Annotated in this window: 22 protein-coding genes, 2 tRNA genes and 1 riboswitch; of the genes, 20 read left to right on the plus strand and 4 right to left on the minus strand. The window is 53.7% G+C overall.

The window, feature by feature from the left end:
- Positions 1-47: 47 nt before the first annotated feature.
- Positions 48-146: riboswitch (purine riboswitch) on the plus strand.
- 174 nt (positions 147-320) lie between these two features.
- The 12 genes from purC (at position 321) to DWY25_RS05865 (ending at position 13,158) form a co-directional block, all read left to right on the plus strand.
- A complete protein-coding gene (purC, locus tag DWY25_RS05805) occupies positions 321-1,043 on the plus strand; it encodes a phosphoribosylaminoimidazolesuccinocarboxamide synthase (RefSeq protein ID WP_117894447.1) in 723 nt (240 codons plus the stop codon).
- On the plus strand, positions 1,040-2,443 hold the full coding sequence (gene purF / locus DWY25_RS05810) for an amidophosphoribosyltransferase (protein WP_117894448.1): 1,404 nt from the start codon (positions 1,040-1,042) through the stop codon (positions 2,441-2,443). Before purC ends, purF begins: the two co-directional genes overlap by 4 nt.
- Before the next feature lie 17 nt (positions 2,444-2,460).
- Positions 2,461-3,756, plus strand: coding sequence for an adenylosuccinate lyase (gene purB, locus DWY25_RS05815; RefSeq protein ID WP_039865099.1), 1,296 nt, complete (start codon positions 2,461-2,463; stop codon positions 3,754-3,756).
- Positions 3,757-4,016: 260 nt separating this feature from the next.
- The gene (locus tag DWY25_RS05820; protein ID WP_147336666.1) at positions 4,017-5,900 is read left to right on the plus strand and encodes a BclA C-terminal domain-containing protein; all 1,884 of its coding nucleotides are present in this window, start codon (positions 4,017-4,019) and stop codon (positions 5,898-5,900) included.
- Positions 5,901-6,125: 225 nt separating this feature from the next.
- Positions 6,126-6,503 (plus strand): hypothetical protein, encoded by a 378-nt coding sequence (locus DWY25_RS17835; RefSeq protein WP_117894449.1) that lies wholly within the window; start codon positions 6,126-6,128, stop codon positions 6,501-6,503.
- Between the two features lie 500 nt (positions 6,504-7,003).
- Complete coding sequence (locus tag DWY25_RS17840) at positions 7,004-7,345, plus strand: hypothetical protein (RefSeq protein WP_117894450.1); 342 nt, start codon at positions 7,004-7,006, stop codon at positions 7,343-7,345.
- A 104-nt stretch (positions 7,346-7,449) separates the two neighbouring features.
- Positions 7,450-8,532 (plus strand): glycosyltransferase, encoded by a 1,083-nt coding sequence (locus DWY25_RS05840; RefSeq protein ID WP_117894451.1) that lies wholly within the window; start codon positions 7,450-7,452, stop codon positions 8,530-8,532.
- Between the two features lie 196 nt (positions 8,533-8,728).
- Positions 8,729-9,646 (plus strand): helix-turn-helix transcriptional regulator, encoded by a 918-nt coding sequence (locus DWY25_RS05845; RefSeq protein ID WP_117894452.1) that lies wholly within the window; start codon positions 8,729-8,731, stop codon positions 9,644-9,646.
- Between the two features lie 141 nt (positions 9,647-9,787).
- Complete coding sequence (locus DWY25_RS05850; RefSeq protein WP_117894453.1) at positions 9,788-10,681, plus strand: SPL family radical SAM protein; 894 nt, start codon at positions 9,788-9,790, stop codon at positions 10,679-10,681.
- 142 nt (positions 10,682-10,823) lie between these two features.
- Positions 10,824-11,507: a hypothetical protein gene (locus tag DWY25_RS05855; RefSeq protein WP_117894454.1), complete on the plus strand. Its 684-nt coding sequence runs from the start codon at positions 10,824-10,826 to the stop codon at positions 11,505-11,507.
- A gap of 15 nt (positions 11,508-11,522) precedes the next feature.
- On the plus strand, positions 11,523-12,167 hold the full coding sequence (locus DWY25_RS05860) for a hypothetical protein (protein WP_117894455.1): 645 nt from the start codon (positions 11,523-11,525) through the stop codon (positions 12,165-12,167).
- A 112-nt stretch (positions 12,168-12,279) separates the two neighbouring features.
- On the plus strand, positions 12,280-13,158 hold the full coding sequence (locus DWY25_RS05865) for a helix-turn-helix domain-containing protein (protein WP_117894456.1): 879 nt from the start codon (positions 12,280-12,282) through the stop codon (positions 13,156-13,158).
- 137 nt (positions 13,159-13,295) lie between these two features.
- Here DWY25_RS05865 and DWY25_RS05870 read toward each other — a convergent pair whose 3' ends face one another.
- Together DWY25_RS05870 and gltX are read right to left on the minus strand one after the other, a co-directional pair.
- On the minus strand, positions 13,296-14,582 hold the full coding sequence (locus DWY25_RS05870) for an adenylosuccinate synthase (RefSeq protein ID WP_117894457.1): 1,287 nt from the start codon (positions 14,580-14,582) through the stop codon (positions 13,296-13,298).
- Between the two features lie 66 nt (positions 14,583-14,648).
- Positions 14,649-16,109: a glutamate--tRNA ligase gene (gene gltX, locus DWY25_RS05875; RefSeq protein WP_117894458.1), complete on the minus strand. Its 1,461-nt coding sequence runs from the start codon at positions 16,107-16,109 to the stop codon at positions 14,649-14,651.
- A 495-nt stretch (positions 16,110-16,604) separates the two neighbouring features.
- Between gltX and DWY25_RS05880 the strand changes: the two genes are divergently transcribed.
- Positions 16,605-16,679 (plus strand) — tRNA-Gln (locus tag DWY25_RS05880).
- Positions 16,680-16,770: 91 nt separating this feature from the next.
- Here DWY25_RS05880 and DWY25_RS05885 read toward each other — a convergent pair.
- Positions 16,771-17,151: a YkvA family protein gene (locus tag DWY25_RS05885; RefSeq protein ID WP_117894459.1), complete on the minus strand. Its 381-nt coding sequence runs from the start codon at positions 17,149-17,151 to the stop codon at positions 16,771-16,773.
- 182 nt (positions 17,152-17,333) lie between these two features.
- Positions 17,334-17,408, minus strand: a tRNA-Gln gene (locus tag DWY25_RS05890).
- A 142-nt stretch (positions 17,409-17,550) separates the two neighbouring features.
- Between DWY25_RS05890 and DWY25_RS05895 the strand changes: the two genes are divergently transcribed.
- The 7 genes from DWY25_RS05895 (at position 17,551) to DWY25_RS05925 (ending at position 23,727) form a co-directional block, all read left to right on the plus strand.
- Positions 17,551-18,627 (plus strand): M42 family metallopeptidase, encoded by a 1,077-nt coding sequence (locus DWY25_RS05895; protein WP_117894460.1) that lies wholly within the window; start codon positions 17,551-17,553, stop codon positions 18,625-18,627.
- Entirely contained in the window at positions 18,627-19,607 is a 981-nt protein-coding gene (locus tag DWY25_RS05900) for a hypothetical protein (RefSeq protein WP_117894461.1), read from the plus strand. Before DWY25_RS05895 ends, DWY25_RS05900 begins: the two co-directional genes overlap by 1 nt.
- A gap of 120 nt (positions 19,608-19,727) precedes the next feature.
- Complete coding sequence (locus DWY25_RS05905) at positions 19,728-21,386, plus strand: B12-binding domain-containing radical SAM protein (RefSeq protein ID WP_117894462.1); 1,659 nt, start codon at positions 19,728-19,730, stop codon at positions 21,384-21,386.
- Entirely contained in the window at positions 21,371-21,961 is a 591-nt protein-coding gene (locus tag DWY25_RS05910) for an XTP/dITP diphosphatase (protein ID WP_117894497.1), read from the plus strand. Before DWY25_RS05905 ends, DWY25_RS05910 begins: the two co-directional genes overlap by 16 nt.
- Positions 21,948-22,646: a TIGR01906 family membrane protein gene (locus DWY25_RS05915; protein ID WP_117894463.1), complete on the plus strand. Its 699-nt coding sequence runs from the start codon at positions 21,948-21,950 to the stop codon at positions 22,644-22,646. Before DWY25_RS05910 ends, DWY25_RS05915 begins: the two co-directional genes overlap by 14 nt.
- Positions 22,643-23,152, plus strand: coding sequence for a tRNA (cytidine(34)-2'-O)-methyltransferase (locus DWY25_RS05920; RefSeq protein WP_006060655.1), 510 nt, complete (start codon positions 22,643-22,645; stop codon positions 23,150-23,152). Before DWY25_RS05915 ends, DWY25_RS05920 begins: the two co-directional genes overlap by 4 nt.
- On the plus strand, positions 23,149-23,727 hold the full coding sequence (locus tag DWY25_RS05925) for a hypothetical protein (RefSeq protein ID WP_117894464.1): 579 nt from the start codon (positions 23,149-23,151) through the stop codon (positions 23,725-23,727). Before DWY25_RS05920 ends, DWY25_RS05925 begins: the two co-directional genes overlap by 4 nt.
- Positions 23,728-23,733: the final 6 nt, after the last annotated feature.

Genomic DNA, 23,733 nt, shown 5'->3' on the forward strand with positions numbered 1-23,733 from the left:
ATTGTCAAGCAAGGGGAAGAAGTGTATTATATACCTGTAAATCTGATAGCAGTCAGATTTGCATTACTTGTATAGGTGTCAAATTTCGGCTGACACGTATCTACCCACTGGCCTATGTGTGGACTACAAGTAACCTTTTCCCCCATTTTTATAAATGAGCAGTCAAGGTGAATGCCGAGTGACCCTAAAGGAGGAACTCTTTATGAAGAAAGGACCGAATCAGGCGCAGACTTCATTCTAGGAGTTTTTCAGTGCATATTGTGGATACAATATGTTTTTTATTTTGGAAAGGTCAATTGAGAGAAAAGGAAGGATAGCGAATGGAAAAGCAGGAAATGATGTACGAGGGCAAGGCCAAACAGGTCTATGCCACCGACGATCCGGACCGGGTAATCATCCATTATAAGGATGACGCAACGGCGTTTAACGGATTGAAGAAGGACAGCATCCGCAACAAAGGCGTGCTCAACAACAAGATCACGACGATTTTATTTAATGAGCTGAATCGCCGCGGGATTGCGACGCATTGGATCGAAACGTTGAATGATCGCGATCAGCTGTGCAAGAAAGTCAGAATCGTTCCCCTGGAGGTCATCGTCCGCAACGTCGTCGCCGGAAGCATGGCGAAGAAATTTGGAATTGACGAGGGGACAGAACTGAAAACGCCGGTTTATGAAATTTGTTATAAGAACGACGAGCTGGGCGATCCGATGATCAACGACACCCATGCGGTCGGCCTGGGACTGGCGACGCGCGAGGAACTGGACCAGATCTACGAGATCACCGCGCAGGTCAATGAAGCGCTAAAGGAAATCTTGGATCAGATCGGCATCCGCCTGATCGACTTCAAGCTGGAATTCGGGAAGGACAGCACCGGACGCGTGCTGTTGGCGGATGAAATTTCGCCGGATACCTGCCGCTTCTGGGAAAAGGGCACGGATAAGAAATTGGATAAGGATCGTTTTAGAAGAGATATGGGCGACGTCATCGGCGCTTATGAGGAGATATACGGGCGTTTGAGCCAGTGGGTGAATACAAAATGAAAATGGAAAACGAATATTTTTTAAACGGTAAGATTCATGAGGAATGCGGCGTGTTCGGCGTGTATCATGTCAGCTCGGCCGCTTCGCTGTCCTACTTCGGTCTGCACGCGCTGCAGCATCGCGGCCAGGAGGCTGCCGGGATTGCGACCAGCGACGGTCAGAACATCAAGTGCATCAAGGGCAAGGGTCTGATCACGGAGGTCTTCAATACCGAAACGATCAACAAGATGGACGGCATTCATGCGATCGGTCATGTCCGGTACTCGACCGACGGCGGCAATGAGATCGAAAACGTGCAGCCGATCATGGTCCGCGCGCATACCGGTCATTTTGGGGCGGTGCATAACGGTCAGATCGTCAACGCCAGCGAATTGAAAGAAGAGCTGGAGAATCTGGGCAGCATTTTCCAGGGCAGCAGCGACAGCGAAATCATGCTGCACCTGATCCAGCGGGAAGCGGGAACGTTCGTCGAGAAGATCATGGGCGCCTGCCGTAAGATGGAAGGGGCATACGCGTTCATCATCATGACCAAGGACTGCATGTACGCAGTCCGCGATAAGAATGGTCTGCGGCCGCTGTCCCTGGCGTTCCTTGAGGATGGCTACTGCATCAGCTCGGAAACCTGCGCCTTTGATATCGTCGGCGCGAAGTTTATCCGGGATATCGAACCGGGCGAAGTCGTAAGAATCGCCAGCGACGGCGTCAAGAGCTTTCATTATACAGATCAAGTTCAGCACAAAATGTGCGCGATGGAATACATTTATTTTGCCCGCCCGGACAGCAGCATCGAGGGCATCAACGTCCATACCAGCCGTCGTCATGCGGGGATGCTTCTGGCCAAGAGCGACGACGTCGAAGCGGATATCGTCATCGGTGTGCCGGATTCCAGTCTGTCAGCCGCGATCGGCTACAGCGAAGCCAGCGGTCTGCCGTATGAAATCGGCTTGATCAAAAACCGCTATGTCGGCCGGACCTTCATTCAGCCGACGCAGAAGCAGCGTGAACGCGGCGTGCGCATGAAGCTGAGCGCGATCAGCAGCATTGTCAGCGGCAAGCGCGTCGTCATGGTTGACGATTCCATCGTGCGCGGCACGACATCCCGCCGGATTGTCAAGCTGTTAAAGGATGCCGGAGCGACGGAAGTGCATGTGCGGATCGCTTCTGCCCCATTCAGCAGTCCATGCTTCTACGGCGTCGATACTTCGACGTATGAAGAATTGATCAGCGCCCGGATGGATGTTGACGAACTGTGCACCTACATCAACGCGGATACGCTGAAATTCATGACGATCGAACAGATGCGCGAGGCGATCCCGACGCAGGATCTGTGCGTTTCATGCTTCAGCGGGCAGTATCCGACCGCGCTGTTCAGTTTCCAAAAAGTGATTAAACAGAAATAAACTAGAGGAGGAGAGCTATGTTAGACCGTTATTCCCGCCCTGAAATGCGGGCGATCTGGAACGAGGAAAGCAAGTTTGGCGCGTGGCTGAAGGTCGAGCTGCTGGCATGCGAGGCCTGGAGTCAGCTGGGGGAAATCCCGGCGGAAGACGTGGCGAAGCTGTGGCAGAATGCCTCGTTTGACATCGACCGGATCTATGAAATTGAAAGTGAAACCAAACATGACGTCGTGGCGTTTACCCGGGCGGTTTCCGAATCGCTGGGCGAGGAACGGAAGTGGGTTCATTACGGCCTGACCTCTACCGATGTCGTCGATACGGCTTATGGGTATCTGTATAAGCAGGCCAATGAAATTCTGCGGAAAGATCTGCATCGGTTTCAGGATGTTTTGAAGGAAAAAGCGCTGCGGTACAAAGATACGGTCATGATGGGCCGGACTCACGGCGTGCATGCGGAAATCACAACTTTCGGCTTGAAATTTGCGCTCTGGTTTGAAGAAATGAACCGGAACCTGCAGCGGTTTGAGGAAGCGGCGGCGATGGTGGAAACCGGGAAGATATCCGGCGCCGTCGGTACGTTTGCCAACACCCCGCCGTTCGTTCAGGATTATGTCTGTGAAAAGCTGGGCATTCATTCGGCGAAGATTTCGACGCAGGTGCTGCAGCGCGACCGGCATGCACAGTATTTCGCGACGCTGGCGCTGATCGCGACGTCAATTGAAAAGATGGCGACGGAAATCCGTCATTTGCAGCGGACAGAAGTCCGTGAAGTGGAAGAATACTTCAACAAGGGACAGAAGGGCTCCAGCGCGATGCCGCATAAGCACAATCCGATCGGTTCTGAAAACATGTGCGGCTGCGCCCGGATTTTACGCGGCTACATGATGAGCAGCTACGAGGATGTCGCTTTGTGGCATGAGCGGGATATCTCGCATTCCAGTGCTGAGCGGATCATCGCGCCGGATGCGACGGAACTGCTCGACTACATGCTGAACCGGTTTACGCGGATCGTTGATACGCTGACGGTCTTTGAAGACAATATGCGCGATAACATCTATAAGACTTACGGTGTGATTTTCTCGCAGCGGTTTATGCTGACGTTAATTGAAAAGGGAATGTCGCGGGAGGAAGCCTACGATCTGGTCCAGCCGAACGCGAATAAATCCTGGAATGAGAAGATTGATTTCCGTTCGTTAATGGAAGCGGAACCGAAGGTGACGGCGTTGTTAAGCAAAGCTGAAATTGATGATTGTTTCAATCCGTCATATCATTTGAAGCACGTCGACGACATATTCAAGCGTGTCGGATTGCTTTAGGCTTGAATTCTATATAAAATGGATTATTGAACCTGGATCTTGAAAAAAACAGATCCGGGTTTTTTTATGCTTAATTGATAAACGGATATTTCATGAGTGCAGATAGGGATGAACTAACACCCTTTGCCTAAACCGGAGGTTAATTTTTGAAAAAGAATTCAGATTTCCGGCGTCTGGATAGGCCGCCGTCAAACGAATGAAAGGAAAGGACCATAGTATGGATTGAATGAGAATCCTCATTCAGAAAGCAGGTGAAGATGATGAACGATGAAAGAAGACATCATGGCTGCCGGCCGATTGACTGGCAGGAGGAAGAAGATTCACGTTCCTGCTGCCCGCCGCGTCCGCGCCCGGAATGCTGCTGCACCGGGCCGACAGGTCCGCAGGGGCCGCGCGGCTGCCGCGGCGAACAAGGACCACAAGGACCACGGGGCTGCCGTGGTGAACAGGGCCCGACCGGCCCAAGAGGATGTCCAGGTGTTCCGGGTCCTCAAGGTCCGCGTGGCTGCCGGGGACCCGAAGGTCCTCAGGGAGAACCGGGCCCGACCGGCCCGCAAGGCGTAACCGGCGCAAGAGGCCCGATTGGTCCGCGCGGTTATCCGGGCCCGCAGGGTCCGCAAGGGGAACCTGGCCCGATGGGACGTCCGGGAAATACGGGCGCTACGGGTGCTACCGGTCCAAGAGGCTTCCAGGGAATTCCGGGACCGACAGGTTCACGGGGGCCAACCGGCGCACAGGGTCCGATTGGGGCGCAGGGTCCGCAGGGAATCCCAGGAGATACAGGAATAACAGGTCCAACCGGCCCGCAGGGTCCGCAAGGATTAGTTGGTGCTACCGGTGCGCAAGGTCCGCAAGGACCAACTGGCGCACAAGGCTTACAAGGACCTGTCGGTCCGACTGGAGCTACGGGTCCGACAGGTCCGCAGGGCTTCCAAGGAATTCAGGGTCCGATGGGAAATACCGGCGCAACCGGAGCTCAGGGTCCTCAAGGTCCGCAGGGACCACAGGGTCCTCAAGGTCCACAAGGTCCGGCCGGTGCAACTGGATCCGTGGGACCAACCGGCGCTACAGGTCCGCAAGGCTTACAAGGCTTCGCAGGGGTCACGGGTGCAACCGGAGCTGATGGTGTTCAAGGCCCAATCGGCCCGACTGGATCACAAGGCGTTCAAGGCCCTACCGGCGCAACTGGCCCGCAAGGGATAACGGGTCCTACCGGAGCTGCCGGTACGGTGGGTGCAACCGGAGCTACTGGACCACAGGGCCCGCAAGGGATTCAAGGTGTTCCGGGATTAACAGGCCCCACGGGGGCAACCGGTCCAGCAGGTGTTCAGGGAATTGCCGGTCCCACGGGAGCAACCGGTCCGACCGGCCCGACAGGCGTTCAAGGTCCACAAGGTCCACAAGGTCCGGCGGGGGCTGATGGCGCAACGGGTCCGACGGGGGTTACCGGTGTTACAGGTCCCACGGGCGCAACTGGCCCACAAGGCGTTCAAGGCCCAGCCGGCGTGACTGGTCCAACTGGTCCAACCGGCGCAACGGGAGCAACGGGAGCGACTGGCGCAACAGGGGCTACGGGGGCAACCGGTCCGGCAGGGGCGGATGGTGCTGATGGAGCCCAGGGTTTAGCGGGTGAACCTGGGGCAACAGGCCCGACTGGTGCTGACGGCCAAATGGGTCCAACCGGCGCAACGGGGGCCGGCGGTGGATTGCCGTGTTATGGCGGACGCTACAATGCCACATCGCAGTCCTTAAGTCTCATTATCAATACCCCGGTGACGCTGCCGTTACCGCAGCTGATGCCGATCAAAAATGTCGGAACGGCTACGGCTAACAGTCTGACGATTAAACAGGCGGGCGTTTATGAAATTAACTATATGTTCAATGCCTCCTCCTCCTTAGGCGCTGCGGTTTCCCTATCGGTCAGAAAGAACGGAACAGCGATTACCAGCACTCGGGAAACGCATTTATTGGCAATCGGAATAGAATCAATCTTTTCCGGCAGCGTGCTTGAAGTACTGGCCGCCGGCGATGTTCTTACAATGGCGGTTTCCGCTTTACTAGCCTTGAATTTAACACTGGGCTCAGGAGTTTCAGTGACGTTGACCGTCAAGAAGCTCGATCCGGCGCCTGAAGAAGACGATTAAAAACAAGGCTTATACTCCAATTCTGTGATTAACGGATGGAATAATCTGATTTCAGGCGTTTTAAATGCCAGCCGATTTGTCAGAAATCTGACGATTGGCTGGTTTTATATTTTAATTTGCGGAAAAATCTATGATTCCTACTAGGCCGGCGTCAAAGACCGAATTTTAGAGAAGGCATAAAATAACTTGACTGAAAGAAGGTGTATTGAATGCGAAACAGAAATTATGCTTCTTCTCTGGATTGAGATCATCAAGGAGATTCATGTGAGCGGTCCTGTTGTGGTTGTCCGGGGCCAACAGGTCCGCGCGGCTGTCCTGGGCCGACTGGACCGAGAGGGGCAAGAGGGCCGGCAGGGCCGCAGGGAGAGCCGGGGATTCCAGGACCGGAAGGAAGACCTGGTGTTCAGGGAAATCCAGGACCCCGCGGCTATCCAGGTGAACAAGGACCAGCAGGCCCTCAAGGTATTCCAGGTGCTGTTGGGAACACAGGTCCTACCGGTGCTCAAGGACCAATGGGGCCGCAAGGTGCGCAAGGAGTTCCTGGAGATCCTGGCCTGCCAGGGGCAACGGGACCTGCCGGCCCTCAGGGGCCGCAAGGCTTAACGGGTGCCACGGGCCCGGCGGGGGCTCAGGGAAGTCAGGGGATTCCTGGCCCTGCTGGTGCTACAGGACCAAGAGGTTTCCAGGGAATTCAAGGTATACAGGGGCCAGTCGGCCCGCAAGGCACGATGGGGCCGACTGGCAGTCAAGGGCCGCAGGGAGAACGCGGTCCCACAGGAGTCACGGGGATCCAAGGTATACCTGGTCCTACCGGTCCGACCGGCAGTCAGGGATCCCAGGGCGAACGTGGAACAACAGGCGTCACGGGCCCAATAGGACCCGCTGGGAATCCAGGCCCCACAGGTCCACAGGGGCTTCCAGGTATAACCGGGGCTACCGGGGCAACTGGACCGCAAGGAACTCCCGGACCTACGGGTGCAACCGGAATAACGGGAAGCCCTGGTTCTACGGGACCAACCGGTCCGGAAGGGCCGGTTCCCGACGACATCTTTGCTTCCTTCATTAACTTCGGCGCCGTGTTTGACAATGCGGCGTTGATACCGATGGGCCAGTCGATGGTGGATCCAACTGGTAATATTGTGTTGAGTGAACCGACACGGGTAACGCTGGCGCCGGGTTTCTATAAAATTGATTACGAAGTATCGGCGCTTACAATGACACCGACCTTTATTCAGGTAACGCCGTTTTACAACGGAGCTGCGCATATCGAATTCGGTATCTATTTTATGACAGCTGTGGAACGCTCTAGTGCTTTTGGGGCAGTATCTATGATCATTGAGGTCCCGTCCGCAACACCGTTTACGCTGACGTTTAACACGGCCGGCACGGTGAGGGAATGTACGCTCACGATGACGATTGTCAAGCTGCGCAGAAGTCAAAGCTGACACAGAAAAAGCTGCCGGTTTTTATGCGCAGCTTTTTTTGCCGAACGCTTTGCGCAACGATGGCATAAAGTAAGGTGAGTGAGGTTTAAAAAAGGAGGTTGGTTATGATTACGATCAGTTTATGTATGATCGTTAAAAACGAAGAAGACGTCTTAGACCGCTGCCTCAGCAGTGTCGAAAAAGCCGTGGATGAACTGGTGATCGTGGATACGGGATCGGTGGATCAGACCCGCGCCATCGCGGAACGTCATCATGCAAAAATTTATGAATTCCCCTGGATTGACGATTTTGCGGCCGCGCGGAACTATGCTTTTGATCAGGCGACCCAGGATTTTATTCTCTGGCTGGATGCGGATGATATCCTGCCTGCGGATCAACTTGATAAATTGATCGCACTGAAACAAACCCTGGATGAGCGCTGTGATATGGTCATTATGCAATATCGGACGAGTTTTGACAAAGAAGGCCGGCCAACCTTTTGCTTCCCCCGGGAGCGGCTGATCCGCAGGAAAGCACATTTGCGCTGGAAGGGAGCGGTTCATGAAACAATTCCTTTCGTGCCCCGCCGGTATGTCAGCGACATCGCCATTGAACATCATAAGCTGCATTGCGCGGATCCGCAGCGCAATCTGCGAATTTTGGAAAAACTGAAGCAGGCGGGAACGATGGATACCCGGCAGCGGTATTATTACGCCCGGGAATTGGCGGATCATCAACGGTATGAGGAAGCCTTATCCGAATATGAGTTATTTCTGATGGATCCCGCCGGCTGGTCGGAAAATAAAATCGATGCCTGTTTAAGTATGGCTCGCTGCTGGCATGCGTTGAAACAAAGACAAAAAGAATTTTCAAGCTTGATCCAGGCGTTTCGTTATGCGCCGCCGCGTGGGGAAATCTGCTGCGGACTGGGACGATATTTCTTTATTGAAAAGAATTGGGAATGCGCTGTTTTCTGGTATCAGCTGGCGACGACGCTGCCCTTACCGCTCGACCGGGGCGGATTTGTCAATCTGGATTGCTACGGCTATATCCCGTGGATCTGGCTGTGCTGCTGCTATGATCAGATGCAGAAATGGGACGAAGCCTGGCAGGCGAATGAAAAGGCGGGCGCCTTGAAACCGAATGATGCTTCCTATCTGCATAACCGCGCTTATTTGAAACAGAAACGGGAAAGCGGGAAAGCCTGAGCTTTTTTGCAGGATCAGAACAATAAACGAAAAAACGAACGCTTGGGATCGAACTTTCTGTTTTATACTAATTTGGACTAATTCAGCTGTATTCGATGAGGTATTCAAGAAAGGCTTGCCTTTTCAATAGGCAGGCCGGTCCGGTTCTGATATAATCAGAGCAGGATATGTAAATTCTGAAAGCGAGGATCCCGGAATGCAGATGAACCGATGCTTTGAAATTGTCTACCTGCTTTTAGAACGGAAAAAAATTACAGCTCAGGAGCTGGCAGACCGCTTTGAGGTGTCCGTGCGGACGATTTACCGCGATCTTGATTTTCTCTCTCAGGCGGGAATTCCGATTTACGCTCGGCGGGGAAAAGACGGCGGGATCGAGCTGTGGGATACGTTCGTCTTAAACAAAACTGTTTTTTCAGAAGCGGAGAAGCAGGAACTGACGGCGCTGCTGGAAGGCTTGCGGTCCACCGGTGTTCAGGAAGAAACGCAGGTACTGCAAAAAGTCTCCGCGCTGCTGGGCCAGCCGCGTCAGTCCTGGATCGAAGCGGATTTTTCGTTATGGTCTAAGACTGCGGATCAACCGGATTTATTCAGTCTTCTGCGCCATGCGATTTGTAATCGCAGACGCATTCAATTTGATTATTACGGACTGAACCGGGAGGCGACGCATCGAATTGTTGAACCACTGCGGCTGGTGTTTAAGGCTCAGGCCTGGTACTGTTACGGCTGGTGCACACTGCGGGAGGAAGAACGGTTTTTCAAAATTGTGCGGATGCGCGAAGTCATAGAACTTGACGAAAGTTTTGAGCCGCGTCCGCTGCCGGATACCATTCTGACGCCGCTGCCGGACAGTGGGAAGAGCGTGACGATTACCATGAAGGTCCAGCCGCAGGGGATTGCGCGGCTGATGGATGATTTCCAGCAGATCGAGCTGAAATCAACGCCGGAAATGACGACGGCGCGGTTTACCTGCCCGGACAGTGAATGGCTGCTGAGTTATCTGTTGTCCATGGCCGATTGCACGGAGGTGCTGGCGCCGGAAGACGTGCGGGAGAAAATGCGGCAGTGTATCCTTGCTTTGGCAGAAGAGTATAATAAGGAAGTGGAACTAGAATAAAAACAGAATACCTGACATCCTGTTGTCAGGTATTCCCTGGTAAACTAAAAGAAGTTTCATAGGAAATCCAACGGGATGCAAAAGTGGATTTCACCAAGTAGGATAAAGCAGAGAACACAAGCAGAAAGCAGGGATCACAGGATGAGTATAGTACCGGAGATCAGCGCCAAGACGCTGTTAGCGCCGATGAAGAACGGCCAGTGGTGGTTTGGCGGCGATTATAATATGAATTTGTATCGCGGGTGCTGTCATGGATGTATTTACTGCGATTCACGCAGCGAATGCTACGGCAATGATCAGTTTGATACGGTGATGGTTAAAAAAGACGTGCTGACACTGCTGGAAAAAGAATTAAAAAGTAAGCGGCGCACCGGTGTCGTCATGAACGGCGCGATGACCGATCCCTATAATCCCTTTGAAAAACAGCTGGAGGTGACGCGCGGGTCGTTAGCTCTGCTGGATCGATACGGCTTCGGCGTCGGTTTCGCAACCAAGGGAATTCTCGCGGTCAGAGATATCGATCTGTTATGCCGGATCCATCAGCATTCTCCGGTGCTGTGCAAATTTACGATCACGGCGGCGGACGATGCGCTGGCAAGGAAAATTGAACCCCATGCCCCGTCGAGCACCCAGCGTTTTGAAGCGATGGCACAGCTGTCGAAGGCAGGATTGTTTACCGGTGTGTTGTTAATGCCGGTCTTGCCGGGAATTACGGATGACCGGGAGAACCTTCATCAGATTTTAATTCGCGCGAAAGAAGCCGGCGCGCAGTTTGTTTACTGCAGCTATGGCATGACGATGCGCGATCGCCAGCGGGAGTATTATTATCAATGCCTGGATGAACAGTTTCCGGGATTAAAAGAGAAATATATCCGCCGGTATGGCAATCGGTACAGCTGCGCCTGCCGCAAGCCGTTTGAGCTGAAGGCGATGATTGAAACGGAATGCCGGCAGCTGGGCCTGTTAACCCAGATGAAAGCGATTATTGAGGCTTATCGCTTCAGCCGTGGTCCGCAGCAGATTTCTCTTTTTTAACAAGCTGAATCATTTACAAATTCATGACGTTTTACAAGCGGCGCTGGTTATTCAGTTCCGCTTCTTTTATAATAGAATTAAGCAAATCAACGCGGTTCGGCCGCAGCGCAGGGGAAACCAAGGTGAAAAAGGGGATGGGACTATGAAACGCGGGATTGTACTGCTGATAATCCTGGGCGTACTGCTGACATGCAGCGTCAGTCAGAACCGCACAAAATTCGAAACAGCTTCAATTAATCCGATGAATTTGACGGAAGAACAAAATCAGTACGTTAAAGAACATCAGCTCCACTATCTGACCAGCGGTTCTGATCGCACAGAAGATCATTTTGCGATTGCCCGGCTGTTTGAAAATCCGCAGGGGAAACTGACGCTTTTCTTTAACTATGTGCAGCAGGACACGGCGGCCGCTGTCAGCCGAAGGCTGTATCTGTTTGATGAGGATCGCGCACAAAGAACGCCCTGTTCGGGCTTTGCGATGCAGCTGGTGGAACAGAAACATTTTTATCAGGCTAAAAACGCCGCAGTCTATTCGCTGGATCCTCTGAATACTACTTATCCAGGTAATTCTGAGTTGGACACGACAAGCATGTGGAGCAGCTGCCAGCGCGTGCAGCTGCCCTTGACGCATTATTGGAGCCGGAAGACCCTGTTTGGTTATTACATTGTGGAAATGGAGGCTCCGGCGGATGACGAATATCATTTCCTGATCCGGATGATCCTAGAAAAACCTGCGATCCAGCTGAAGCTGGGGTTTGCGGAGCTGACGCCGCGATCGTTTGAAAATGATGCTTACCTGCTGCGGCTGGATTTGTGGAAGGAATAAGGGAGGAAATCAAGGATGCAAAACGCAATAGTTTGGTTTCGGGCTGGTCTGGGAATGCAGGCCTTATTGGCAGGCCTGGCCATTGTTCTGGCATTGATTTACCGGCGTAAAGATAACCGCGGACGAATGCTTCTTTTAGCGCGGCTGTTGAGCTGGGGAATGGCTACGGTGATGATCGTTAACGTCGTTATGATCGCCGGTCTGTTGCTTACGATGCGCCAGTTTGGGTTAAGTCATTCCCGGTTGTTCGTGGTAAATTTGGTTGTGATCGGCTTAATGGGCGTCTTGGAAATGGCTCTGTTATTGGGTTTCGGGTTTTGTTACCGGCAGCTGCTGCGGATGGCTGTCAGCGGAGACAGATCGCCGGTCCTCGTTAAAAAATGCTGTCAGGGGAATCGGCTGCTGGCCGGTTTCTGCGCCGTGAGACTGATCGAACCGTTGATTCAGGCGGCGGTGATCCAGTTCTTTCCGATCACGGAAATTGACGCGCTGGCTTTCTCGTCAATCAATCTGAATTTTGAATTTCCTTCGCTGCCGCTGCTCGACTGGGGGTTGCTGCTGATCGTGGCGCTGATTCTGGAAGCTTTCCTCAAGCGTCATATTCCGATGTCTTCCGAACGTTTAAGCTGTGAAGATGAGGAGGAAGAAAGCCGGGGATGAAGCACAGAGCTTCGAGGTGAATTCAGGAAAATCGTGACAATTTCCCAATGCCGCAAGAATGGTGATAAAACTGAAATCGGATTCGGGTATGCTTGAACCAGGAGGCGAAAGCATGAATGACAATCGAGAACAAATTAGCCGGGCTGTTGATTACATTGAGGAGCATCTGCAGGATGAAACCCTGGATCTCAACGCACTGACCGCTGCCGTCGGCTATTCCAAGTATCACTGGCACCGGCTGTTTACCGCATTGACCGGCGTGCCGGTGCATCGTTATATCCAGCGCCGGCGGATGAGTGAAGCGGCGCGGCGGCTTGTGTTTACTGCTGATCCGATCCTGAGGATTGCTTTGGATTCGGGTTATCAGACGCAGCGTTCATTTTCCCGCCAGTTTCAGGCGGTTTATCACTGCAGCCCAAAAATATATCGGCGCAGAAAGCTGTACTTGCCGCTGCAGCCCCGATTGGAATTGCAGAATAGTCAGCCGGATGCGCTGCGTAATTTTAAAATTCAAATTCGGGATGAAGACGCGATCATGGTCGTCGGTTACTGTGCCGAACTCCGGCATGGGTTTGGGGCGATCGGCCGGACCTGGCGGAAGCTGCATCAAAATAAATCTTTAATCCCCGGACGCAGCGATCCGGATTTCTTGATCGGCGTTCATGATTATACTGAGTTCTCAAATTCGCAGAAGGGGCCGATGTTTACCTATTGGGCTGGGGCTCAGGTGGAACTTCTGGATGATCAAGCTCAGTCTGTCCCCAAGGGCATGCGGCGGTTAACGCTGCCGGCCAGCCGCTATGTGGTGTTTGAATATCAAGGCCGATGCCAGGACTCTCTGGAGCCGGTCATCGAACTGATCTATAATCAATGGTTTCCCTCAGCTTCATGTCAGCTGAATGAAAATGCGCGGTATGATCTTATCCGATATGGCGAATTTACCGACGAACAAGGACTCAGTAATATCCAGATCGGGATCCCGATTCTTTAACCGCCAGACGCTGCCGGAGAGAAGTAAGGATAGGCCAGTCAACGAAAAACAAAGGACATTCGGGAATCAGCGGATGTCAAGGAACAGAAAAAAAGCTCAGCCTGCTGAATGCGGACTGAGCTTTTTCTAAGATTTTGTTATTTTGTTAAATCGTGAATGACGATGTTGTTCTCACGATCCGGTCCAACGGAAACCAGCGAAATCCGGGTGCCGGTGATCTCTTCGATCAACGCGAGATATTTGCGGCAATTCTCCGGCAGTTCTTCAAACTGGCGGATACCGGTGATATCTTCTTCCCAGCCTTCCATCATGCGGTAGACCGGCTTGGCTTTTGCGTATTCTTCCAGGGATGCCGGGATGGAAGTCGTGACTTGCCCGTCGATTTCATAACCGACGCAGACCGGCAGCGTTTTAAACTGGGACAGGACGTCAATTTTCGTGACGACGAGATCGGTTAATCCGTTAATCCGGGCAGCCTGTTTGACAACGCACAGATCGAGCCAGCCGCAGCGGCGCGGACGGCCGGTTGTTGCGCCGTATTCATTGCCGGCCTGACGCAGTTCCTCGCCGACTTCATCGAGCAGCTCGGTGACAAACGGGCCTTCGCCGACACGGGTCGAGTAGGCCTTGACAACGCCGATGACATGATCCAGCTTGAACGGACTGACGCCGGCGCCTTCGCAGACTCCCGCAGCCGTCGGGCTGGAGGAAGTGACATACGGGTAGGTGCCGTAATTGATATCCAGCATGTTTGCCTGAGCACCTTCAAACAGAACATTCTGGTTCTGATCCAAGGCGTCGTTGACTGTGGTGACCGCGTCGATGATGCGCGGAAGCAGGCGTTCGCGGATTTCCTTGAACTGTTCAACAAGCGCGTCGTAATCAAACGGTTCTTCCTCATACAGCTTGACGATCTGTTCGTTCTTAATTGAAAGGGTCGTGGCCAGCTTGGATTTGAAGTTATCGAAATCAACGAGATCGCAGGCACGTAAGCCGATGCGGGTGTATTTGTCCGCGTAGCAAGGGCCGATGCCGCGCTTGGTCGTGCCGATTTTGTTGCCGGCCAGCCGCGTTTCCTGCAGCTCGTCCAGCTTGACGTGATACGGCATGATCAGATGCGCGCGGCCGCTGATCTTGACGTGTTCCGTGTTGACGCCGCGGGACTCCAGTTCATCGATCTCTTTCAGCAGAACAAACGGATCGACAACGACGCCCGGGCCGATGACGCACAGTGCGTCCTGATGCAGAACGCCGGAGGGCAGTAAGTGCAGAACCGTTTTCTCGCCTTCGACCACCACGGTGTGTCCGGCATTGTTGCCGCCCTGGAAGCGGACGACCATGTCCATTTTATCTCCCAAAACGTCAACGATTTTTCCTTTTCCTTCATCACCCCATTGGGATCCGACGACGACATATCCAGCCATAATTGTATTCCAACCTTTCTTTACTATGGGATTTGGTTTTGATGCGGCAGGGAAGACGAACGAGGGTTATGCCTGTTCGCTCAGTTTGGCAATGCCGGTATCGATCCGGCGCAGCGTTTCCGCCTGACCCAGGATGTGGGCGATTTCAATCGCGCCGCCCGGGGTGAACTGCTTGCCGCTAACAGCCGTGCGGACCGGCCACAGCATCTGACCATTCTTAATGCCTAATTCCTGAATCAGATTCATCAGGGAATCATGGATCGCTTCTTCGCTCCACTGCGGCAGCGCCGCCAGCACTTCGCGGGCCTGCTTTAAAGAGGCAAGGGCGATTTCAGAATTGGTCTTCATCTTTTTGTGCGTGTACATCGCGATGTCGTATTCCGGCAGAGCGTCGAAGAAATCGACCATTTCGTCAATCTCATTGAGCGTGGACACCCGCGGTTGCAGGATCTTGCTGATCTCAACGAGGTCAAAGTCGCCCTTGACGGCGTTCTTCAGATGCGGCAGCGCCAGCTGATGGAACTGCTCCAGCGTCAGATTGCGGATATACATGCCGTTCATCCACGTCAGCTTTTCAATATCGAAGATCGCCGGCGATTTGCTGATACGCTCGACGGAGAACGCTTTTTTCAATTCGTCCAGCGAATAGATTTCCTGTTCGGTTTCCGGCGACCAGCCTAACAGCGCGATGTAGTTGAGGATCGCGGCCGGCAGATAGCCTTTCGCCACCAGATCCTGAAACGACGCGTCGCCGTTGCGCTTGCTTAATTTGTGATGCTCGTCCTTCATGACCGGCGGCAGGTGAATGTACTTCGGGATGTTCCAGCCGAACGCCTGATAGACCAGGTTGTACTTCGGCGTCGACGACAGATATTCGTTGCCGCGCACGACGTGCGTGATGTTCATCATGTGATCGTCAATGATATTGGCGAAGTTGTACGTCGGGAATCCGTCGGACTTTAACAGGATGCTTTCATCCAGAATGCTGTTTTCAACTTCGATATGACCGTACACTTCATCGTCAAACGAAGTGGTGCCGGTCAAGGGGATATTCTGCCGGACGACGTATTTTTCACCGTTGGCAATCCGCTGCCGCGCTTCTTCCAGCGTCATGTTGTGGCACGGATCGTTGTATTTGAAGGAGACGCCTTTGGCTTCGGCTTCTTCCTTCTGACGATGAATATCGTCTTCACTGCAGAAGCAGTAATGCGCGCCGCCCAGCTCGATCAGCTTTTCCGCATATTCTTTATAAATGCCGGAAGCCATACGTTCCGACTGGACATACGAGCCATAATCGCCGCCGACGTCCGGTCCTTCGTCATGGTCCAGACCACATTCCTTCAATGTCGTGTAAATCAGATCGACAGCACCTTCGACCAAACGTTCCTGGTCGGTGTCTTCAATCCGCAGGATGAAGGTTCCGTCATCCTTTTTTGCGACCAGATATTCGTAAAGGGCTGTGCGAAGATTTCCGATGTGCATGTAGCCGGTTGGGCTGGGTGCAAATCTAGTTCTAACTTTTTCCATTTTCACGCTTCCTTTTCTAAAACCTTTCTTATTGTACCTTAAGTTAACCTTAAGTGCAATTTTATCTTTCCGGAAAACAGCGTTTTTTAGCCTTGTTTTTGAACTAAAATTCTACAATGACGGCAAGGGCACAAATTCGAGAAGAAAGAAAATAAAAAACAGCTCCGATTTCCGATCCCACAAACGTATTCCGGGTTTTAGAAAAGGGGGTGGCGGACACCGAAAATCAATCTTTCTTCCTGTTTTCATCTTTGAAAATTGGGAAATAAATCGATTCATGGACAAGGTATAACCGCAGAGGTTGAACGATGGGAAAAACCTGCTTTGCGTCTTGATTCTGTCAGAAACTGAACAAGCTAAAATATCCTGCATCCGCGGCGTACAAGCCTGGGGAGTCAGCGGAGCGAATCCGTCAGGGGGCGGACTTGCCAGAAAATTTGAAATTTCTGGTTGACTTTTTGATGGAAAAGCGTATAATATAAGAGCAAGCCAAATTGGGATGTAGCCAAGCGGTAAGGCTGTGGACTCTGAATCCACCATGCAAAGGTTCGAATCCTTTCATCCCAGCCATAAAATAAACTCCTCATCTGTAAAAGATGAGTTTTTTTATGGAAAACGAGCGGGGCTGGGGATGAAAGCCTGCGCAATGTGAACCGCTTGGCTAAAACAAACCTGTCCCTTTCAGAATTAATAATAAAAGAATAAGCCAAAACAAAACGACGCCTAAAGCATAGCGCCCGCGTTTGGGCGGCAGAGCCTGGGCCTGCGCCTGACATTTCTGCCAGACGTCGGCAGGGATACATTTGACTGCCAGCGTGATGAGCAGCGGCAGCAGAAGCAGATCGTCCAACGCTCCCAAAACGGGAATAAAATCGGGGATCAGATCCAGGGGAGACAAGGCATAGCCGACGGCCAGAGCGCAAAGCCACCGCGCCCGCTTCGGCGTATCCGGATCTTTGAGTGCTTGCGCCAGTGCGGGAAGGGCAGATTTACAGGAATGGATTCGATCTTTCATGCGGCGTTGGCGTTCTTCTTTATTCATCGGTTCATTCTCCCAGAGTATTCTGATTGTTTTTAATTTCTGAAGTAATAGGAAAGACAGGATGGCTTCTATTCGATCAGGCTCATTGTTTATTCTTATTATAGAGAAAAACGGAACTGCGGGTCAATCTTTCTTGAGTCAACGACAAAAAAACCATCCGGCTGGATGGCTTCTATTTCTTATGGCTGGGATGAAAGGATTCGAACCTTTGCATGGTGGATTCAGAGTCCACAGCCTTACCGCTTGGCTACATCCCAATGACTTGGTGCTTTTATATTCTACCCTTTTTTCAAAGAAAGTCAACCCTGAAAATTTTTCTTTTTCTGGAAAGTTTTAGAATCCCTGATTGACAAAAAATTCGCTTCCTGATTACAATGGATGAAGAAGTGAGGGGATTTTATGAATTCAGAACAACGGCTGACGATGATCCGGCGGCTCAGCGACGCTTACGGCGTGTCCGGCTTTGAGGATCTGGCGGCGGCGGAGGCCCGGCGCTGGATCGACGAAACACGCTATGCGGTGCGTGAGGATCACATGCGGAATTTGATCATCCAGCCCAAGGCGGCGGGCGGGGAGGTCCGGATCCTGCTGGACGCTCACAGCGATGAGCTGGGGTTTATGGTCCAGGCGATTAAACCGAATGGCACGCTGACGTTTCTGCCCTTAGGCGGCTGGGCGGCGAATACTGTGCCAGCGCATAAGGTGAAGGTCAGAAACCGCAGGGGAGAGTATATCAGCGGCGTGGTTGCGGCCAAGCCGGTGCATTTTATGAGCGAGAGCGAACGGCGGGCGCCCTCCGAGATCAGTGCGATGGTGATCGACGTCGGATCGCATTCGCTGGAAGAAACCCGCGATGTTTTTCAAATTGAGATCGGCGCACCGGTCGTGCCGGATGTGACGTGCGAAATCCAGAGGGAGAAGGGTTTGATTATCGGCAAGGCGCTGGACTGCCGGATCGGCGTGGCGGCGCTATTGGAAACGCTGGATCAAATCGATCCGGGCGTGCACCGCAATCATGTCGCAGCCTGTCTGTCAAGCCAGGAGGAAGTCGGCGACCGCGGTATCCAGACGGCGCTGCATCAGCTGGAGGCGGACGTGGCAATTGTGTTCGAGGGCTGTCCGGCGGACGATACGTTCACGGAAGACTGGCTCTGCCAGACGGCGATGGGAAAAGGGCCGATGCTGCGGCACATGGATCGCTCGATCATTGCCAATCCCCGCTGGATGCGCCAGGTTTTGACCTTGGCTCATGACCGCGGTATTCCGGTTCAGGAATCGGTACGCAGCGGCGGCGGAAATAACGGCGCGATGATTCAGTTAAGTCAGCGCGGCATTCCGACGGTCGTCTTGGGGATTCCGGTTCGCTACATTCATTCGCATCATGGCATCGCCTGTCTGGCGGATGTGGAAGCCGCAGTGGCGTTAGCGAAAGCTGTCGTCGATACCGTAAGCGCGGCTGACGTGGACGGTTTGTAATGGAATCCCCATGGAGAACGCTGGGACCGGTCGACGCGGTCTTTAAGCGCAATCATCTGCGGATGCTTCTGGGCGCGGCTCTGCTTGCGGGCGCGGTGCTTTTTCCGATCCTCATCAATACGATATTCAAGCCCTCCGGGCCGAAGCCGTTAACGGAAACGTCGCTGATCAACGAACAGGCGAAATATGAGATCCAGCTGTGCACCGAGGAGTTTGCCAGCAGCAGCGACGGCTACAAGACCAATCATTATTATTTAGCGTCCGACGGGTTATCCTGGCGGATTGTGATGCTGAGCGAAGCGACGGCGAAGCGCTGCGAGCCGATCATCGATTACAGCTACGGCGATACGGACATTGCACCGCTGCCGTTAGTGGTCGAGGGCTTAAGCGCGGCGATCCCTGAACAGCTGCAGGAATATGCGCTGGAAGTCGTGCAGATGTTGATCGACGAGAACGCCGATCCGACGACGCTGCAGGATGAAATCGGTTCGCTGATGTTAGTCGAGGGTGCGCAGCATTCCTTTCCCTTAGCTAACGTTCTGATCTTGATCGGCCTGGGCGTGGCCGGCGTGCTGTTGATCTTAAGCGGCCGCTACAACAAGAAAACCGCTCGCCAGCAGCTGGAAGATGCTGACGAAAAAGGCTTGTATGAGCGTCTGGCGGACGACTTTGAGCAGGCGGCTTATTATCCTTCATTCAAGCTGATCGTCCATCACGGCGTACTGCTGGAAACCGGAAAAACGCTTCGGATGCAGACGTTGGCGCCGATCCTGCGGCTGCGCTGCCGGCGGCGGTTTGAGAGCTTCCAGATGCCGATGATGCTGCTGCAGGCGCAGCGCAGTGACGAACCGGACCGCTGGGTCACGTTGGTTTCCGCGCACAACAGCGGTCGCAGCGTCGACGAGATGAACCGGCTGATCGATCAGATACTGAACGAAAACCCGGCGATTCAATGGATCGAAGACGAACAGAACGTCTGATATGGATCTTTCTTTATGCTTCGGTGTAAGGAAAGATTTTTTTTGTTTCCATTGGATGCCGCGGGATCCGGGGATAGAAAAGCGAGGGGATTTCTGCTAGAATAGCAAAGGTGATAAAACATGAAAGTTGTGCTAACCACGCTCAACGCCAAATATATTCATAAAAATCTGGCGCTGCGCTGGCTGTATGTCAGCCGGATTCCGGAGGCGGATGTCGAGCTGATGGAGTTTGTGATCAAGGATGATCTGGAACGGATCAGCGATCAGATCGCTCAGCGGCAGCCGGAGGTGATCGGAATTTCGGTCTATATCTGGAATGCGGATTTGACCCGGAAATGGATTGCGATTCTTAAGCGCAAGCTGCCTCATGTCCGAATTCTGATCGGCGGGCCGGAGGTTTCCTATCAATGCGAAGACTGGCTGGACACCGGGATTGAAGCGGTGCTGCGGGGCGAAGGCGAGAAGACGTTCTGGCAGGCGGTGCGCCGGGAAGCGGATATCGACGGGTTAGTCAGCCGCGGTTACGTCAGCCCGGTTGCTTACGCGCGGGTGGACCTGAACTGGCTGGAAACGTTGGAAAGTCCTTACTGGCTGGCGATGGACGAGGAAGCAATGGCGCATCGCTACCTCTATCTTGAAACCTCACGGGGTTGTCCGTATCATTGTGCGTACTGCCTGTCCTCGGCGGATAACCGCGTGCGGATGTTTTCGGAAGCGTATGTCCTGCGGCAGCTGGCGCCGCTGGCAGAGCGGGCGGTCAAGCAGGTGAAGTTTTTAGACCGGACGTACAATGTGATGCCCGAGCGGGCGCTGCGGATCGCGCGGTTTATTGAAACGCTGCCGCCTTCGATCAATTTCCAGTTTGAGGTCGTCGCCGATACGATCAGCGAAGCGATGCTGGATTTCTTTGAACAGGAAGCCGATCCGGCCCGCTACCGATTTGAAATCGGCGTGCAGTCGCTGAATTCCAAAACCCTGGAAGCGGTGGACCGGCGGCAGGACAACCAGCGTCTGCTTGAGGTCACAAGCCGGCTGTTAAAACGCGGCTACGTCTGTCATCTGGATCTGATCGCGGGGCTGCCGTATGAGGATCGGGCCAGTTTTGAACAATCCTACAACGGGTTGTTCGCCGTGCATCCCAGCGAGCTGCAGGTCGGCATCCTGAAATTATTGAAGGGGACGGCGATGATCGCACGCGCGCCGGGCTGGGGTATGGAATTTGAAGCGCAGACGCCGTATACCGTGACGAAGACGGCGTGGCTGAGTGAAGCGGATCTGGCGGAAGTGGAGTGCGTGCATCTGGCGACGGAAAAGCTGCTCAACAGCGGCCGCTGCCGGGCTTGTTTACAGAGCGTCTTTGCGGAGCATCTCCAGTTGAGCGCTTATGCCCTGATGGCGCAGGCCGGGGCGCGGCTGCAGGCGCTGCCCCATCCGTATCAGCTGAAGGAGCTCTATGAGCTGCTGATCGAGGTGTTAACGCCGCTGGTGGGAGAATCGGAAGCGCAGGCGCGGGTCAATACCGATTATCTGATGCAGTCTGCCCACCGCCAGAAGCCGCTGGCGATCCGGCATCTCAGCGCCGAGGAGCGCAAGGAAATCCGCAGGAATTTAGTTCAGCGGATGGATTTTGACGAGCAGCAGGTTTATAATTATACCCAAATTGACGTCGGCTGGCAGGCCGGCGGGATTCAGATTCAGATCGTGCTGGCCGTTCCCGGACAGCCGGTGCGGCGGATCTGGCTCAGTGAGGAGGAACAACAAGAATGGATAAAATCGTAATTGCGTCGGGCAATCAACATAAGATTGAGGAATTCCGCACGCTGTTTGCGCCGCTGGGGATCACCGTGATCGGCATGAAGGAATGCGGTACGTTCGCCGAGCCGGAGGAAACCGGAACGACATTTGCGGCCAATGCCGTAATCAAAGCCGAAGCGCTGTGCGCACAGCTGGGCTGCACCGTGATTTCCGATGATTCCGGACTGGAAATCGACGCGTTAAACAAGGAACCCGGCGTGTATTCAGCCCGATATCTGGGCCATGATACAAGCTATGAAATCAAGAACCGGAATCTGATCGAGCGCGTCAGCGGCCAGGCGGACCGCACCTGCCGGTTTGTCTGCGCGATCGCCTTGGCGCGCCCGGGCAGGCCGACCGAGGTGTTTGAGGGAACGGTCGAAGGGACAGTCGCCTTCCAGCCTGCGGGGGGCCAGGGCTTTGGCTACGATCCGATTTTCTATTATCCGCCGCTGGGCAAAACCCTGGCCGAGGCGAGCGAGGAAGAAAAGAATCAGGTCAGTCACCGCGGCAAGGCGATGCGCTTGTTAATGGAGTATTTACATCATGAAGAAAACTGATTCGCTTCTCGTCAAGACGCTGCAGGCGGTCTGGTCGGTGGCGCTCATCGCCGTGCTGATTTTGACATCGGTTGATCTCAACTGCTTCAGCCGGCCGTTTTACGCCGATCAATACCGCCAGCTCAACACCGCGCAGACGATCGGCATGAGTGAGGAAGATCTGGATTTAACGACCGACGTGCTGCTGGACTACACCCAGGGCAAGCGCGGGAATCTGGACGTGCAGGCTGTCATCAACGGCCAGGTGCAGGAGGTTTTCAATCAGCGGGAAAAAGACCACATGGTCGACGTTCAGGCACTCTATCTCAACGCGATGAGCGTGCGGAACTTGGCGGCGGCGATCGTGATCGTGGGATTGGGTCTGTTGGTGATGAAAAAGGATAAGGCACTGCGGCGGCAGACGGCGAAGATGTTTTTAAAAACCTCGGCGGTGCTGATGGGCCTGGCGGGAGCGCTGGCGTTTTACGCGTTTCTCGATTTCAATGAATTCTGGACGATGTTCCATCATATCTTTTTCCGCAATGACCTGTGGCTGCTCGATCCCAATACCGACGTCTTGATCATGATGGTTCCGGAAACCTTTTTCTTCAATCTGGTATTCCGGATTCTCGGCGGGTTCGGGCTGGGCTATCTGATCTGCCTGGGCTTGGCGTGGTTTGAAAGCAAAGGAGGCGTTCAAGCGTGATTCACGTTGTTTTATATGAGCCGGAGATTCCGCAGAATACCGGCAATATCATGCGGACCTGCGTCGCGGCAAACTGCCGGCTGCATTTAATCGAGCCGCTGGGTTTTTCGTTAGACGAACAGAAGATCCGCCGTTCCGGGATGGATTACCGGGAAAAGCTGCAGATGAGCGTTTATCCGGATTGGGCGGCGTTCTGTGCGCAGAATCCGGACGGGGAGTTTTACTTCTTAACCCGCTATGGCAAGCAGCCGCCGGCCAGTTTTGACTATACCCGGACGGAAAAGGATATTTATCTGGTGTTCGGCCGTGAAAGCACAGGCATTCCCAAGGCGATCCTGCGCGATCATCTTGACCGCTGCGCGCGGCTGCCGATGGTTGCCGACGCCCGCAGCCTGAACTTAAGCAACTGCGTCGCGATCTGCGTCTATGAAGTGCTGCGCCAGCTCGATTATCCGGGCTTAAGCAAAACGGAGCACATCAAGGGAGAGGACTGGCTGTTGGTATGATCACGTTGTTCAACCGTCTGCTTCAAACCGAAAAACGCCGGATCTGTATTTTGTTCTGCACCGGCTGCTTCTGCGCGGCTGTGTTTGCCTTCGCCAACGCCCGGATGGGGTATTTGTTAGTCCAGCTGCGCAGCATTGAGGATGTGCTGGCGCTGACGCACCATCTCTGGGTAGAGGGGACGTGGCTGGGGCGGACGATTCTGAATCTGTTGGCGACGCCGCTGGCCTTTTCCGACTGGCTGAGCAGTGCGGTAACGGCGCTGGCCTGGCCGCAGATCGGCTTTCTTTTGGTCGCCGTGATGTTTTTTACCCAGCGCGGCAAGGATAAAAATCTCCGCCGCAAACGAAGGGGCTTAGGCTGCTTGATCGGATGCGAGCTGGTCATGGTGACCGCCGGCGTTTTTTTTGTAACGCGCAGCTATTTTTCCCTCACTACGCTCAAAGCGATCCAGCAGTTTGCCTATGCCGGAATCGCCGTGGGGTCGTTGGCAACGCTGCAGCTGATGCTGGCGCTGATTCAGATTCCCTTAGCGCTCTACCGCGATTTTCTGGCGCCGGAGAACGTGAAGTCATAATGAGTT

This window comes from Holdemania filiformis (assembly GCF_003459085.1).
Taxonomy (GTDB): domain Bacteria; phylum Bacillota_I; class Bacilli_A; order Erysipelotrichales; family Erysipelotrichaceae; genus Holdemania; species Holdemania filiformis.

Excerpts from the sequence above, each read along its gene's own strand:
- purC (WP_117894447.1), top strand. The coding sequence starts at position 321 with ATGGAAAAGCAGGAAATGATGTACGAGGGCAAGGCCAAACAGGTCTAT.
- purF (WP_117894448.1), top strand. The coding sequence starts at position 1,040 with ATGAAAATGGAAAACGAATATTTTTTAAACGGTAAGATTCATGAGGAA.
- purB (WP_039865099.1), top strand. The coding sequence starts at position 2,461 with ATGTTAGACCGTTATTCCCGCCCTGAAATGCGGGCGATCTGGAACGAG.
- DWY25_RS05820 (WP_147336666.1), top strand. The coding sequence starts at position 4,017 with ATGAACGATGAAAGAAGACATCATGGCTGCCGGCCGATTGACTGGCAG.
- DWY25_RS17835 (WP_117894449.1), top strand. The coding sequence starts at position 6,126 with ATGCTTCTTCTCTGGATTGAGATCATCAAGGAGATTCATGTGAGCGGT.
- DWY25_RS17840 (WP_117894450.1), top strand. The coding sequence starts at position 7,004 with ATGGGCCAGTCGATGGTGGATCCAACTGGTAATATTGTGTTGAGTGAA.
- DWY25_RS05840 (WP_117894451.1), top strand. The coding sequence starts at position 7,450 with ATGATTACGATCAGTTTATGTATGATCGTTAAAAACGAAGAAGACGTC.
- DWY25_RS05845 (WP_117894452.1), top strand. The coding sequence starts at position 8,729 with ATGCAGATGAACCGATGCTTTGAAATTGTCTACCTGCTTTTAGAACGG.
- DWY25_RS05850 (WP_117894453.1), top strand. The coding sequence starts at position 9,788 with ATGAGTATAGTACCGGAGATCAGCGCCAAGACGCTGTTAGCGCCGATG.
- DWY25_RS05855 (WP_117894454.1), top strand. The coding sequence starts at position 10,824 with ATGAAACGCGGGATTGTACTGCTGATAATCCTGGGCGTACTGCTGACA.
- DWY25_RS05860 (WP_117894455.1), top strand. The coding sequence starts at position 11,523 with ATGCAAAACGCAATAGTTTGGTTTCGGGCTGGTCTGGGAATGCAGGCC.
- DWY25_RS05865 (WP_117894456.1), top strand. The coding sequence starts at position 12,280 with ATGAATGACAATCGAGAACAAATTAGCCGGGCTGTTGATTACATTGAG.
- DWY25_RS05870 (WP_117894457.1), bottom strand. The coding sequence starts at position 14,582 with ATGGCTGGATATGTCGTCGTCGGATCCCAATGGGGTGATGAAGGAAAA.
- gltX (WP_117894458.1), bottom strand. The coding sequence starts at position 16,109 with ATGGAAAAAGTTAGAACTAGATTTGCACCCAGCCCAACCGGCTACATG.
- DWY25_RS05885 (WP_117894459.1), bottom strand. The coding sequence starts at position 17,151 with ATGAATAAAGAAGAACGCCAACGCCGCATGAAAGATCGAATCCATTCC.
- DWY25_RS05895 (WP_117894460.1), top strand. The coding sequence starts at position 17,551 with ATGAATTCAGAACAACGGCTGACGATGATCCGGCGGCTCAGCGACGCT.
- DWY25_RS05900 (WP_117894461.1), top strand. The coding sequence starts at position 18,627 with ATGGAATCCCCATGGAGAACGCTGGGACCGGTCGACGCGGTCTTTAAG.
- DWY25_RS05905 (WP_117894462.1), top strand. The coding sequence starts at position 19,728 with ATGAAAGTTGTGCTAACCACGCTCAACGCCAAATATATTCATAAAAAT.
- DWY25_RS05910 (WP_117894497.1), top strand. The coding sequence starts at position 21,371 with ATGGATAAAATCGTAATTGCGTCGGGCAATCAACATAAGATTGAGGAA.
- DWY25_RS05915 (WP_117894463.1), top strand. The coding sequence starts at position 21,948 with ATGAAGAAAACTGATTCGCTTCTCGTCAAGACGCTGCAGGCGGTCTGG.
- DWY25_RS05925 (WP_117894464.1), top strand. The coding sequence starts at position 23,149 with ATGATCACGTTGTTCAACCGTCTGCTTCAAACCGAAAAACGCCGGATC.